Source organism: Streptomyces sp. R21 (assembly GCF_041051975.1).
In the GTDB taxonomy this organism is placed as follows: Bacteria; Actinomycetota; Actinomycetes; order Streptomycetales; family Streptomycetaceae; genus Streptomyces.
The window spans coordinates 6,604,492-6,617,804 of sequence record NZ_CP163435.1; the positions used below are offsets into that span (position 1 = coordinate 6,604,492).

11 protein-coding genes are annotated in these 13,313 nt (G+C 70.2%); 6 read left to right on the forward strand and 5 right to left on the reverse strand.

The genetic code is table 11. From position 1 onward, the window contains the following. Positions 1-335 precede the first annotated feature (335 nt). A complete protein-coding gene (locus tag AB5J56_RS29470; RefSeq protein WP_369236730.1) occupies positions 336-929 on the forward strand; it encodes a biotin transporter BioY in 594 nt (197 codons plus the stop codon). 35 nt (positions 930-964) lie between these two features. Here AB5J56_RS29470 and AB5J56_RS29475 read toward each other — a convergent pair whose 3' ends face one another. Both AB5J56_RS29475 and AB5J56_RS29480 read right to left on the reverse strand, forming a co-directional pair. Then, the gene (locus AB5J56_RS29475) at positions 965-2,323 is read right to left on the reverse strand and encodes an FAD-binding oxidoreductase (protein ID WP_369236732.1); all 1,359 of its coding nucleotides are present in this window, start codon (positions 2,321-2,323) and stop codon (positions 965-967) included. Between the two features lie 136 nt (positions 2,324-2,459). Then, positions 2,460-3,182 (reverse strand): LPXTG cell wall anchor domain-containing protein, encoded by a 723-nt coding sequence (locus AB5J56_RS29480; protein ID WP_369236734.1) that lies wholly within the window; start codon positions 3,180-3,182, stop codon positions 2,460-2,462. Positions 3,183-3,447: 265 nt separating this feature from the next. Here AB5J56_RS29480 and AB5J56_RS29485 point away from each other — a divergent pair, with 265 nt between their 5' ends. Further along, a complete protein-coding gene (locus tag AB5J56_RS29485) occupies positions 3,448-5,514 on the forward strand; it encodes a serine/threonine-protein kinase (protein WP_369242875.1) in 2,067 nt (688 codons plus the stop codon). 72 nt (positions 5,515-5,586) lie between these two features. Here AB5J56_RS29485 and AB5J56_RS29490 read toward each other — a convergent pair whose 3' ends face one another. Beyond that, a complete protein-coding gene (locus AB5J56_RS29490; RefSeq protein ID WP_369236736.1) occupies positions 5,587-7,071 on the reverse strand; it encodes an amino acid permease in 1,485 nt (494 codons plus the stop codon). 204 nt (positions 7,072-7,275) lie between these two features. On the opposite strand from AB5J56_RS29490, the gene AB5J56_RS29495 reads away from it, so the two are divergent. Continuing rightward, complete coding sequence (locus AB5J56_RS29495) at positions 7,276-7,761, forward strand: ribose-5-phosphate isomerase (RefSeq protein ID WP_369236738.1); 486 nt, start codon at positions 7,276-7,278, stop codon at positions 7,759-7,761. A 155-nt stretch (positions 7,762-7,916) separates the two neighbouring features. Then, entirely contained in the window at positions 7,917-8,726 is an 810-nt protein-coding gene (locus AB5J56_RS29500; RefSeq protein WP_369236740.1) for an Fpg/Nei family DNA glycosylase, read from the forward strand. Positions 8,727-8,738: 12 nt separating this feature from the next. Here the strand turns inward: AB5J56_RS29500 and AB5J56_RS29505 are convergent, their stop codons facing one another. After that, a complete protein-coding gene (locus tag AB5J56_RS29505; RefSeq protein ID WP_369236742.1) occupies positions 8,739-9,968 on the reverse strand; it encodes a GNAT family N-acetyltransferase in 1,230 nt (409 codons plus the stop codon). Positions 9,969-10,131: 163 nt separating this feature from the next. Between AB5J56_RS29505 and AB5J56_RS29510 the strand changes: the two genes are divergently transcribed. Both AB5J56_RS29510 and AB5J56_RS29515 read left to right on the forward strand, forming a co-directional pair. Beyond that, complete coding sequence (locus tag AB5J56_RS29510; RefSeq protein WP_369236744.1) at positions 10,132-11,313, forward strand: PP2C family protein-serine/threonine phosphatase; 1,182 nt, start codon at positions 10,132-10,134, stop codon at positions 11,311-11,313. 49 nt (positions 11,314-11,362) lie between these two features. Continuing rightward, complete coding sequence (locus AB5J56_RS29515) at positions 11,363-11,815, forward strand: HD domain-containing protein (RefSeq protein WP_369236746.1); 453 nt, start codon at positions 11,363-11,365, stop codon at positions 11,813-11,815. Positions 11,816-11,914: 99 nt separating this feature from the next. On the opposite strand, the gene AB5J56_RS29520 is transcribed toward AB5J56_RS29515, so the two are convergent. Beyond that, entirely contained in the window at positions 11,915-13,105 is a 1,191-nt protein-coding gene (locus AB5J56_RS29520) for an acyltransferase family protein (RefSeq protein ID WP_369236748.1), read from the reverse strand. Between the last annotated feature and the right edge of the window lie 208 nt (positions 13,106-13,313).

Genomic DNA, 13,313 nt, shown 5'->3' on the forward strand with positions numbered 1-13,313 from the left:
GACATAGCGACGCGACGTGAAGTTCTCGGCCTGGGCAACCATGGGGAAAGGGTAGGCGGGGAGCACTGATGACACCAGAGGGGGCGAAAGCATTCATTAGCGGCTCCGTCGCGGGGTCTTTGGCGGAACCCTACAGACGGACACTCACCCCCACTCCCACAGAACCGCCCCCACCTCAGTGACCGAGGTCACGCCCCGCAGGGTATGTGACACCCCCTTTGTGAGAAGCCCACCATCCCCACGCTCCCCCCTTTGTCGACCGCTGACGGTGATCACTCCAACCCCCCTGGGATAGCGTCACCGTGTCCCGAACTGCCCTCACCCGCGGAGATCCCATGAGCACCGCCACCGCCCCCGCATCCGCACCGGCCCGCCCGGCCCAGGTCCTGGCCGACCTCCTCCCCGCCTCCCGCGTGCGGGACGCGGCCCTCGTCCTCGGCGGCGCCGCGCTCACCGGACTCGCCGCCCAGCTCTCCGTCCCCGTCCCGGGCAGCCCGGTACCGGTGACGGGCCAGACCTTCGCGGCCCTGCTCGTCGGCACCGCCCTCGGCACGAGCCGCGGCTTCCTCGCGCTCGCCCTGTACGCGCTGGCCGGCGTCGCCGGTGTGCCGTGGTTCGCGAACGGCAGCTCGGGCATCGCGGTCTCCTTCGGCTACATCATCGGCATGATGCTGGCGTCCGCCGCCGTGGGCGCCCTCGCCCGCCGCGGCGCCGACCGCTCGGTGCTCCGCACGGCGGGCACGATGCTGCTGGGCGAGGCGATCATCTACGCCGTGGGTGTGCCGTACCTGGCGGCCAGCGCCGGCCTCACCGCGTCCGCCGCGATCGCGGCGGGCCTCACCCCGTTCCTGATCGGCGACGCGCTGAAGGCGGCCCTGGCGATGGGCGTGCTGCCCACCGCCTGGAAGTTCCTCAACCGCGAGAACTGACCACGCCAACGCAGTTCGACCGGCGTTGCCGTGACTCAGGCGACGTTGTAGTTCCTGCGGAAGAGGTTCGCCGGGTCGTACTGCGACTTCAGCCCGGCGAGCCTCTTCCGCGTTGCGGCGTCGTACAGCCCCTCCGTACGATCCCCGGCCCCGAACGCGAAGTTGAGCGCGCGCCCGATCGCCCACGGCGCGAGCACCGCGAACGCCGGATCCAGCGTCGCCCGCGCCGCCTCCCGCCCCGAACCGGGCGAGAGCATCGTCAACAGCCGTACGAGGAAACGCCCTTCGCGGTGCGATACGGAGTTGGGCGCGTCCTTCTCCAGTGCCCCGCCCAGGTGGTTGATCTGCAGGACGCACATCGCCGGCGCGTCCGGCCCGGTGCGGGCGAGGAGTTCGGCCGCGGCCGGGGCGTCGACGTCCAGCTCGCGCAGCACCGCACTGTCGCCGTAGTAGGCGTGCGGGAAGTCCGGGTCGCTGTGGATGGTGTGGCTTTCGGCGTACGGCATCTCGCGCAGCGAGTCCGCGAGCGTGGGCCCGATCTCCCGCAGCGGCGCGACGAGTCGCTCACCTTCCTCGGCGCTGCCCGTGTACGCGACGCGCACGGAGACGACGTACCGGCCGCGCAGGTGCGGCGGCATCCCGGGGACGTCCGGATACGGCACGGCCGCGAACGACGAGGTCAACCCGTCCGGCACGGTCCGCGTCCAGCGCTCGTACGCCCGCAGGATGCCCACCGGGTCGACCTCGCGCCCGTCGAAGGCGAGCGCCCCGCCGTACAGCCGGGCCACCGGCACCAGGCCGATCTCCAGCTCGGTGACGACCCCGAAGTTGTGGCCGCCGCCCAGCAGCGCCCAGTACAGATCGGGGTCCGACTCCCTTGTCACATGGCGCGGTCGCCCGTCCGCCGTGACGACGTCGAGGGAGCGCACATGGTCGGCGGCGTACCCGAACTCCCTTGCCAGGATGCCGAGTCCACCGCTCAGCGTGTACGACACGGCACCGACACCCGGCGCCGAACCGTTCAGCGGGGCGAGCCCGTGCGGCGCCGCCGCCTCGACGACCTGCCCCCAGCGCACGCCCGCCTGGACGCGGACGGTACGGGCCCCGGCGTCGACCGTCACGCCGTCCATCCGTCGCGTCGTGATCAGGACGCCCCCCTCCGCGGAGCCCGGCAGCCCGTGCCCGGTGGCCTGGACGCCGACGGGCAGGCCCTCGGCGGCCGCGTACGCCACCGCCCGTGTCACGTCATGTGCCGACGAGGCGGCGAAGACCGCGGCGGGACGCTGGGCGAAACCGGTCTGGAACCCGGCGAGCTCCTCCTCGTACCGGCTGTCGCCGGGCCGCAGGACAAGGTCGTCGGCGCTGTTCCCAAGAGAATTCGTCACGCTGTTCATGACGCCCACTCTGGCCTCTTAACCTGACATCCACCGTCAACATTTCCGAGCGTTCGAGCCTTCTTGCGACACGACGACGCCCCCGCGGTGAGACCCGCGGGGGCGTCGCCACTCCGTGCTCTGGGACCCCCTGGGGCTACGAGGCCTTCGGCTGAGGCTTCCGTCGGGTCCACCACAGACCCGCCGCTCCCGCGGAGATCAGCGTCGCACCGGCCGCGCCGAACGGCAGGAGCCGGCTCCCGACACCCGTCTTGGGCAGCTCGTCGCCACCGAGACCCACGGGCTGGTTGTCCGTGTCGAGCAGCAGCGGTGTGGTGGGCGCGTTCGGCGTCGGCTTGTTCGTACCGAAGGGAACCGGTCCCTGTTGCCAGTACGTCTTCTTACCGTCACCGCTCAGGACCGGAAGACAGATCTTTCCGGTCTTGCTCAGGTCGAAGGTCGCGGCGACGTCGTACGACTTCGACTTGCCCGCCCCAAGATTTCCGACGTCACAACTGAAAGCGCTGTTCGAGCCCTTGGGTAGATCCTTTTCCGCAATCGCGGAGCAGCCCTCGACGCTCTTGACAGCCAGGCCGTCGAAACCGGCGACCACCATCTTGATCTTTCCGCTGTCCTTCGTCCCTTCGTTCTTTACCGTGGCGGTGATAGACGTCTTCTTTGTTCCGTTGTCGACCGTGATCTTCTCGGGCAGAAGGGTGATCAGCTTGACGCCGGCCGGTGCCTCGTCCATGGCCTTTCCCCCCTTGCTGCTGCCCGGTCCCTGGTCATCCGCCGTGGCGGTGAAGGGAAGGATCATCACCACCGAGAAAGATGCCGCGAGCAGCGATCCCGCGATGGCCGTCGTGTGACGAGAACTCATGTTCGTCCCCCTTGCGTCCCCCTGGACTGCGCCTGAATTCGCAGTACTTGAAGAGGTACCACAAGATTTCTCCGCACTATGCTGGTACGGCATGAAGTGTGACCAAGTGTTTCTGAGCTGGTACAACCTGAAATTCGATCAGGTGTTTCTGGTGTGACGGCAGTTGAGGGGGTGCAGGGGATTGCCGGGAAGTACGCATGGCGGTGTTCCAGGATTACTGGTGACGGGTCGCTATCGGCTGGACGAAAGCATCGGTCAGGGGGGAATGGGGCGGGTGTGGCGGGCCACCGATCAAATGCTCGATCGCCAGGTGGCCGTCAAGGAAATGCGGATAGACGGACTCGACCCCGAGGACACCCGCACGCGCCGGGAACGCACGCTGCGCGAGGCCAGGGCCACCGCCCGGATCGACCACCCCAACGTCGTGCGCGTGTACGACGTCGTGGACGAGGGCGAGCGGCTGTGGATCGTCATGGAGCTGGTCGCCGGACGCTCCCTCGAACAGATGGTCATCGAGGACGGGCCGCTCGGCATCCGCGACGCGGCGCGCATCGGGCTCGGGCTCGTCGCCGCCCTGCGCCAGGTGCACGCCGGAGGCGTACTGCACCGCGACATCAAGCCGGGCAACGTCCTGGTCGAACGCGGCGGCCACCGCGTCGTCCTGACCGACTTCGGTATCGCAGCGATCCAGGACGCGAAGGCCCTCACGATGGTCGGCATGATCGTCGGTTCGCCCGACTACATGGCGCCCGAGCGCATCTCCGGCCGCCCGCAGGGCCCGCCGTCCGACGTCTGGTCCCTGGGCGCGACCCTCTGCGCCGCCCTCGGCGGACGCTCCCCCTTCTCCCGCGACACGACACTCGCGACGCTGCACGCCGTCCTGTACGAGGAGCCGGAACTCCCCGCCGACGCAGGGGGGCTGCACGACATCCTGGCCGCACTCCTGGAGAAGGAACCGTCGCTCCGCCCCGGCCTGCCGGAAGTGGCCACGGCCCTGGAACCGATCGCGTTCCCGGGGCCCCCACCGGCGCCGACACTCCCACAGGTTCCGATACCCCCACCGGCGCGGAGACAGGAAACGGAGCCGGAATACCTGGGACCGCCACGCCCGGAACCGGAGCAAGAACTGGAGCAAGAGCGAGAACGAGAGAAGGAGAAAGAGCCAGAGCCAGAACGAGAGCAGGTCCTGGACACCCCCCTCGTACGCGCCGCACGCCATCCCCAGTCACAGCAGCCACAACAGGCGCCGCCTCCACCCCCCGAGGCCCCTGTGCCCCCGAACGGCCGGATCGGCGCCGTAGACCCGAGGCGCCCGGAGCCGGCGCACGACGTAACACCGCCTCCGCGCACACCGACCTGGTGGCACCCACCGGTCACCGAAGAACCCCCACCCGAGGAACCCGCCTCCGAAGCACCCGCTCCTGCCGTCGCCCAGCCCAACCACCACCCGCCCACACACGCCCCCGAGGGCGTAGTCGCGCCCCCCGCCGAGGCGGCCAACGCCTCCACCGAGGTCCCGCCGGAGCGGAGCCTCGAAGTCCGCTCGGAGACGCCGTCCTCGCTCCCCAGGGCGGACGCGCCGACCGCACCCCTGCTGGCGTCGCCCCGGCCTCACCCCAAGCCTCCGGACGACCTCCCCAAGCCCCCGGACGACCTCCTCGGCCCCGCCGTGCCGGCCGGCCCGCGGCGGAGCAGGCGCAGGATGGGCCTCGCCGCCGCCGGGGGAGTGGTCGCGGCGGGAGCCGTGGCCTGGCTGGTGGTCGCCACGACCGGCGGATCGTCCGACGACAAGGGCGGTTCCTCCTCGGCCTCGTCGCACTCCGCCTCGTCCGGGACGACCGGCGGCCCGTCGTCCCTGTCGCCCACCGTCGATGGCACCTCGCGCCCGCCGAGCACTCTGGCCAGCACCCCGCCGGGCTCGCGCACGGAGGGCGGGATGTACGCGTGGGTCCCGCCCGAGGGCTGGACGCGGAAGGTGGTCACCGCCATCGAGGTGCACTACGTCTCCCCCGACCACCAGCAGGAGATCCTGGCCAACGCGAAGGACGCCAGCGGTGACCTGTTGGAGCGGTGGCAGATAGAGGAGCAGAACCACACCAGCAAGGGGATGGACTACAAGAGGGTCCGCCTGGAGAACACCACGTTCCGCAGTGGGTCGGCCGTCGTCTGGGAGTACTACGTCACGGTCAAGGGCAAGTACTGGCACGTCCGACTGCTCGGCTTCCGCAGCGGCGGAACGTCGTACGAGATCGACACCTGGTACCGCCCGGACATCGAGGACACCGCGGTCCCGGTCTACGAGAAGGTGAAACAGAGCTTCACGCCCAGGTGAGGGCGACATGGGGGAGGGGCCCGGCGGCGACTGCCACCGGGCCCCTCCCCGTATCCGTATGTCCGTGTTCGGTCAGGCGCCGACCTCGGCCTGCACCTCGTCGCGCGGTTCGGGCACCGTGCCGTGCCCGGTCGCGTCCTGAACCGCTGCCTGGTCGCTGCCGAACCTCTGGCGCACGAAGGCGATCGCGAGGACGAACGCGGCGACCAGCAGCGACAGCAGGACGGTCGTCCGGCCGCTGCTCTCGCCCTTCGTGTCGGTCAGCATGTAGCCGAGGACGAAGACGATCAGCGCGGCCGTCGCCCAGGTCAGGTACGGGTACAGCCACATCTTCACGACGAGCTTCTCCGGTGACTCGCGCTGGATGATCTTCCGCATCCGCAGCTGCGAGAAGCAGATGGCGAGCCACACGAACAGGGCGACCGCACCGGAGGAGTTGACGAGGAAGAGGAAGACCTTGTCCGGGGACAGGTAGTTGAAGAAGACGGCGACAAAGCCGAACACGACCGACGCGAGGATCGCCGTCATCGGCACGCCCCGGCTGTTGACCCGCGCGAACGGCTTCGGCGCGTCGCCCCGCTCGCCGAGCGAGAAGGCCATGCGGGAGGCCGTGTAGAGCCCGGAGTTGAGACAGGACAGCACGGACGTCAGCACGATGAAGTTCATGACCTGGTCGGCGTGCGGAATGCCGAGGGAACCGAGGGCGGCGACGTACGAGCCCTTGTCCGCGATCGACGGGTCGTTCCACGGCAGCAGGGTGACCACGACGAGGATCGAGCCGAGGTAGAAGACGCCGATCCGCCAGATGATGCTGTTGGTCGACTTGGTGACGGCGCGCTGCGGGTTCTCGGACTCGCCGGCCGCGAGCGTGGCGATCTCGCTGCCCATGAAGGAGAAGACGACCAGGAGTACACCGGTGAGGATCGCGCCGGGCCCGTGCGGCAGGAAGCCGCCGTGGTCGGTCAGATTGCCGAGGCCGGCCTTGTCGGCGTCGACCCCCGGCAGTACGCCGAAGATCGCCAGTCCGCCGATGACGATGAACGCGCCGATCGCCACGACCTTGATCCCGGCGAACCAGAACTCGAACTCGCCGTACGAGCCGACGGAGACGAGGTTGGTCGCGGTGAGCACGACCATCACGATGAGCGCCCAGCCCCACTGGGGAACGGCGGGGATCCATCCTTCGAGGATCTTGGCGCCGGCGGTCGCCTCGACGGCGAGCACGACGACCCAGAAGAACCAGTAGAGCCAGCCGATGGAGAACCCGGCCCAGCGGCCGAGCGCGCGGTCGGCGTGTGCGGAGAACGAGCCGGAGGTCGGATTGGCCGCGGACATCTCGCCGAGCATCCGCATCACCAGCACCACGAGCGTGCCGACGAGGAGGTACGAGAGGAGGATGCCGGGTCCCGCGGTGGCGATACCGGTGCTGGAGCCGACGAAGAGTCCGGCTCCGATCACACCCCCGATGGCGATCATCGAAAGGTGGCGGTTCTTGAGCCCGGCCTGAAGACCGGAACCGGGGTCTCCGGTCTTGGTCGGGGTCGGCTGCGAAGTCATGAGGGGATTCCTTTGCGCCGGGTGAGCGGTCTCCCGTACGAGCGGTGTACGGGTTGGACCAGTGAAACGGAGGCAAAGGAATTCGTGAACCTTTGATTCCAGATCGTTACTTGAGGTTTCCCTGAGGTTCCGTAGGATTGCTCGGGCGTTTCGCCTCGCGCCCCCGGCGCTGCTGCCCCGAAACAGCCGTGTCACACTCATCCCATGCGCGTGTATCTCGGCTCCGATCATGCCGGTCTCGAACTCAAGAACCACCTCGTCGAGTGGCTCAAGGCCGCGGGCCATGAGCCCGTCGACTGCGGGCCCCACATCTACGACGCCCAGGACGACTACCCGCCGTTCTGCCTCCGCGCCGCGGAGCGGACGGCGGCCGACCCCGAGGCCCTCGGCATCGTGATCGGCGGCTCCGGCAACGGCGAGCAGATCGCCGCGAACAAGGTGAAGGGCGTTCGGGCGGCCCTCGCCTGGAGCGAGGAGACCGCGTCCCTCGGCCGCCAGCACAACAACGCCAACGTCGTCGCGGTCGGCGCCCGCATGCACACCGAGGACGAGGCGACCAAGTTCGTCGAGACCTTCCTGGCCACCCCGTTCTCCGGTGACGAGCGCCACATCCGCCGCATCGACATGCTCTCGTCCTACGAGACGACGGGCGACCTCCCGCCGATCCCGGCACACCACCCGCAGCAGTAGCAGGGCGGGCTTCAGCCCGTCCGGCGTTTGAGGACGAGCGCGAAGCGCGACAAGGGGGGGGAAAGGGGGCGAAGCCCCCAGGACAACGGGACGGGAAGGGGCGGAGGGGGCGAAAAAGCCTGCTCCGCCCACCAGCAACAGCGCAGGAGGACCCCGTGCCCGAGGGGCACACGATTCACCGCCTGGCCGAGGACTACGAGGCCAGGTTCGGCGGCGGCCCCGTCCGCGTAACGAGCCCGCAGGGCAAGTTCGCCGACGCCGCAGCTCTCCTGGACGGCGCCGCTCTCCACCGCGCGGACGCCCACGGCAAGCACCTCTTCCTCGGCTTCCGCGACAGCGACTGGGTCCACATCCACCTGGGCCTCTTCGGCAAGGTGAACTTCGGCGCGGCCCCGCCCCCGCCCCCCACGGACACCGTCCGCCTCCGCCTCGCGAACCCCACCGCGCATGTGGACCTGCGCGGCCCCACCACCTGCGCCCTGATCACGGACCCCGAGAAGCAGGCCATACACGCCCGCCTCGGCCCCGACCCGCTGCGCCAGGACGCGGACCCGGCGGCGGCGTACCACCGGATCTCCCGCAGCCGTACCACGATCGCCGCCCTGCTGATGGACCAGAAGATCATCGCGGGCGTCGGCAACGTCTACCGCGCGGAGGTCCTCTTCCGGCACGGCATCGACCCGTACCGCGCGGGCAGGGACATCACCGGGGCCGAGTGGAACGCGATGTGGGCCGACCTCGTGGCCCTGATGCGCGAGGGCGTCCGCAACAACCGCATCGACACGGTCCGCCCGGAGCACGAGCCGGAGGCGATGGGCCGCCCGCCGCGCAAGGACGACCACGGCGGCGAGGTCTACGTGTACCGCAGGGCCAACCTGCCCTGCCACATCTGCGGCGGCGAGATCCGCACCGCCGATCTCGCCGCCCGCAACCTCTTCTGGTGCCCCACCTGCCAGACGCGGTAGCGACCGGCCCCGTCAGAAGCCGTGCGGCAGCCAGGGCGCGACCGCGGAGGAGAACCCCAAGGACGCCTCCGCCAGCGCACCTTGCCGCAGCTCCCGCACCCGCCCGCCCGCCGCGAGCGCGGTCAGGGACGTGCCGCCGAGATAGGCCGCCCCCAACTCCCGTACGGACAACGCCAGATCGGCCGCGTCCTCCGTACGCGTGCACGACGCGCCCTTCGGGTCCCCGGTGAGCCGCCAACGCCCGCTGTTCCAGGGGCAGAACGCGTCCTCGACCTCGAACACCACGTCCACCGGCGCCTGATACGTCCGCGCCTCCAGCGCGGCGCCCACGTCGACGAGGCGCACATGCAGCGAGTCCTTCATCCGCAGGGAGCAGCGGCGGAGGTCGGACACCATGTGCTGCCAGCCCTCGTCCACGGGACGGCCGCGGGTGCGCAGCGTGGAGGTCAGGTCGAGGCCGAAGAGGAACCGCCACAGCGCGGCCCGCGCGGCCGGGTCGAGCCCTTCCAGGTCGTCCAGGACCACTGTGCCGTTGTGCCCGGTCGGCCCCCAGCCGAGCTTGACCCGGAACCGTGCGTACCCGACGACGTCCGTACCGCGCTCGGCGACCACGCACTGCAAGGGGGATGCCCCGTCCCGCCCGCTCTCCGGATCGAGCAGCCCGAGGCGCTCCCAGCCGGGCCGCCGCGCCAGCATGCCGGGCCGGGTCGGCACCACGCGCGCGTAGACCGCCTCGCAGGCGTCCAGGACGTCCGCCGGTGCGGCGTACCGCAGCCGTACGTCATCGGTGCCGGGCGGCACGGACAGTCGTACGCGGCTCGTGTCGATCTCCGCGTTGACCTGGTGCGTCCCGATGCCGTACCCGAACCGCCCGTAGATCTCCGGCTCCGACGCCGTCAGCACCGCCAGCGGCTCGCCCCAGCCGCGGATGTCGTCCAGCTGGCGCCGCATCATCGCGGTCAGGATCCCGCGCCGCCGGTGCGTGCCCGAGACGCTCACCATCGTGACGCCCGCCGCGGGCACCGAGGCGCCGCCCGGCACGGTGACGCGGAACGTGAACGCGCCCGCGGTGCCCACGCACTGCTCGCCGTCCCAGGCACCCAGGGAACGGTCGTACTCTGTGAGCGCATCCCACAGTTCGCGTTCCTCGGAGGGCTCCGGCACCCCACCGAAGGCGCGGATCAGGATGTCGTACCAAGCGTTCCAGTCGGCCTGCCGCAGAACCCTCAACTCAGTTGCCATGGGCCATGCCTACCAGGGCAATGCGGTACGAGCCAGGGAATTTCCCCCACGGCCGCCTGAGGGTGCTTTGTGTGAAGTTCTCTGTGAAGTTGAGCGCTCGGACGGGGGACAAGTGGGACCTCCCGTGCCAAGCACCTGGTCCGATGGATAGGGTCCCGAACTAATGGCAGCAGGACGAGGGCGGCGCGCGGAAGCCGAGACGTTCACGGCCCGGTTGAAGAAGCAGTGGCACCGGGCCCGCACCGGGCTGCGCAGATCCGCTGTCGACTACTTCCGCGGCGACGGCTCGGACTGGATCGCGCTGGCCGGTCTGTTGCTGACGATTCCGCTGATCGCGGCCACCACGCTGGTCAACTCGGTCTGGTGCGCGCCGTCCGCCCTGGTCCTGCCGATCGTGGCCGGCGGCCTGCTGCTGCGCCCCGCCAGCCTGCTCGGTCTGTACGCGGCCGCGGCGACCGCGCTGATCGTGGAGTCGGTGCAGCTCGGCCCGTACACCGAAGGCCCCGCCCGGGTCACACCGGGCGTGGTCCTGGTGGTCGCGGCCTGCGGGTTCTTCGGGCTGCTGATCGCCCAGTTCCGCAGCCGGGTCGGCGTGCCCTGGCGGCGCGGCGGCACCATGCTCTTCGACCTGCGCGAACGCATCCGGGTGCAGAGCAAGCTGCCGAAGCTGCCGCTGGGCTGGCACCGGGAGATGGCGCTGCGTCCCGCGGGCGGCCAGTCCTTCTCCGGCGACTTCGTGGTGGCCGCGCGGACCAACGGCGGCCGCACCCTGGAGGTCGTCCTCACCGACGTCTCGGGCAAGGGCATGGACGCCGGCTCGCGCGCCCTGCTGCTGTCCGGCGCCTTCGGCGGCCTCCTGGGCTCCCTCCCCCCGCACGCCTTCCTGCCTGCCGCGAACGGCTACCTGCTCCGCCAGGACTGGGACGAGGGCTTCGCGACCTCCATCCACCTCGTCCTCGACCTGGACTCCGGCGACTACGAGATCTTCTCCGCCGGGCACCCGCCGGGCCTCCAGCTCAGCGCGGGCACCGGCCGCTGGGAGGAGAAGACGGCCGAGGGCCCGCTCCTCGGTGTGTACGACGGCGCCCAGTTCGACCCCGTCAAGGGCTCGCTGCGCCCCGGCGACGTCCTCATGCTCTTCACCGACGGCCTCGTCGAGACCTCCGAACGTGACATCGTCGAGGGCATCGACCGCCTCACCGGCGAGGCCGACCGCTATGTCGCCGGCGGCTTCCACGGCGCCGCCTGGCACCTCATCGAAGCGGTCGCGAGGGACGTCAACGACGACCGGGCGCTCCTGCTGATCTGCCGCGAGGGCCCGGGAACCAGCCCGTCCGCGGTCTGAGGCGCCCCCGCGTGGCCCGTACGGCATCGCCCGGGGAGACACTGGAGGGGTGACCCCCACTTTCCTGACCCTGGCCGAAGTCGAAGACCTCGCGCGCGCGGCGCACGCCGGGCAGACCGACAAGGCGGGCCGCCCGTACGCCGAGCACCTCCAGGCCGTGGCGGACGGCGTGCGCGACCGCGGCGGCGACGACGAGCAGATCGCCGCGGCCTGGCTGCACGACGCCGTCGAGGACGACGCCCTCTCCGAGGACTGGCTGCACGAGGCCGCGCTCACCCGGCGCACCAAGGACATCGTGCTGGCGCTCACCAAACGCGAGGGGGAGCCCCCGCAGGCGTACGCGGAACGCATCCGCACCACCTCGGGCGCCCTCCTGGTCAAGGTGTCCGACCTCGCGCACAACGCCGACCCGGGCCGGCTCGCCGTCCTCGACGAGCACACCCGCGCCCGGCTGACGAAGAAGTACGCGACGATGCGCGCGCTGCTGGGACTCGCTCCCTGAGCATCCCCGTCCCCGAGCACCCCGGACAGCGGTGTGCGGGCCGGGAAGACCCGGCCCGCACAAGGCAGTTCTTCGGTTTTCGGCGGTCCCCGGCAGGGGCTACGCCTTCACCCGCGCCCGGTCGCGGGCCAGTTCCGTCGCGTCCCGCTTGAACGCCCAGTCCATTCTGGGCTCCATCGAGAAGCGGAAGATCCGCCGGACCGGCGCGGTGCACAGCACGGTGACGGCCGCGCCGAAGGCGAGCGTCACGGCGATCTCGCCGAGCGGCGTGTGCAGCCAGGGGTGGTCGAACCAGCCCCAGAAGTCGCCGGCCTTCACCAGGAAGCCGTGCAGCAGGTAGCCGTACAGCGTGCCCGCGCCGAGCGCCGTGAACCAGAACGTGCGGCGCGGCACCCAGGAGAAGAAGCACGCGGTGAGCACCAGCGAGCAGCCGAAGAGGGCGAGCGTCATGACCGCGCCGGCCCACCACGGGGCGCCGAGGTCCTGCGCGGCGTCACGGTGGTAGAACCACGCCGTGTTCATCCGCGGCACCGCCCACCAGCCGACGGCCAGCGCTGCGGCGAAGACCGGCACCGACAGGATGCGGATCTCGCGGCGCCGCACGAGCTGGAAGTGCTCGGGCTTCATGATCAGGCCCATGACGAAGAACGGCAGGAACTGCAGGACCCGCTGCAGGTCCAGTTCGGCCCCTATGTCGGGCGAGACCGACGCGAGTACGGCGATGACGAGCGCGAGCGGCAGCGGCCAGCGCACGACCTTCCACAGCGGGGTGGTCAGCCGCCAGATGAAGAGGGCGACCAGGAACCAGGTGAGGTACCAGGGGTCGAGCAGGCTGATCGGGTGGCCCGGGTCCGGCGCGGCCCAGCGCTTGAAGAGGGAGTACGCGGTTTCGAAGAGCACATACGGCACGGCGACACCGGTGACCAGCCGCTTGAGCCGGTCGGGGCGCATGTCGAAACTGCGCGAGAAGTAGCCGGAGATGATGATGAAGGCCGGCATGTGGAAGGCGTACACGACGGTGTACAGCGCTTCGAGGATCCGGCTGTCGTCCTTCAGGGGCTCCCAGGCGTGCCCCATGGCCACCAGCACGATGGCCAGGTACTTGGCGTTGTCGAAGAACGCGTCACGCTGCTTGCCGGGCTTGCCGCCCGGTGCCGCGGCGGCATCGCCGGCCGCGTGCGGGGTCTTCGGGTTCTGCGGTGAGCGCGGACTCGGCACTCCGTCGGCCGGCTGTTGTGCCGGGGGGAGCGGCGCTCGGTGTTGGCCGTACGGTCGGAGCGAGTTCGTCACAGACCCTCCCACCAGGAACTCGGGGAGAGGATCCGGGACCTCGCTGCTGATGCGGGGGACGGGGCAGCGTGGAACATCTGAGGCACCCTAGCGTTGTCTGTGCGTCTTCGTAAAACCCTCGACGTCATTCCTGCTTATTGCCTGCGAGTACCCCGGATTCAGTGAAGTCCGCGTGCCCGTCCGTAAGTGGATGTGTCGACACGGTCAA

What these genes read in the sequence shown, in the direction of transcription:
- AB5J56_RS29470 (WP_369236730.1), top strand. Translation starts at nt 336, where the DNA reads ATGAGCACCGCCACCGCCCCCGCATCCGCACCGGCCCGCCCGGCCCAG.
- AB5J56_RS29475 (WP_369236732.1), bottom strand. Translation starts at nt 2,323, where the DNA reads ATGAACAGCGTGACGAATTCTCTTGGGAACAGCGCCGACGACCTTGTC.
- AB5J56_RS29480 (WP_369236734.1), bottom strand. Translation starts at nt 3,182, where the DNA reads ATGAGTTCTCGTCACACGACGGCCATCGCGGGATCGCTGCTCGCGGCA.
- AB5J56_RS29485 (WP_369242875.1), top strand. Translation starts at nt 3,448, where the DNA reads ATGGGGCGGGTGTGGCGGGCCACCGATCAAATGCTCGATCGCCAGGTG.
- AB5J56_RS29490 (WP_369236736.1), bottom strand. Translation starts at nt 7,071, where the DNA reads ATGACTTCGCAGCCGACCCCGACCAAGACCGGAGACCCCGGTTCCGGT.
- AB5J56_RS29495 (WP_369236738.1), top strand. Translation starts at nt 7,276, where the DNA reads ATGCGCGTGTATCTCGGCTCCGATCATGCCGGTCTCGAACTCAAGAAC.
- AB5J56_RS29505 (WP_369236742.1), bottom strand. Translation starts at nt 9,968, where the DNA reads ATGGCAACTGAGTTGAGGGTTCTGCGGCAGGCCGACTGGAACGCTTGG.
- AB5J56_RS29510 (WP_369236744.1), top strand. Translation starts at nt 10,132, where the DNA reads ATGGCAGCAGGACGAGGGCGGCGCGCGGAAGCCGAGACGTTCACGGCC.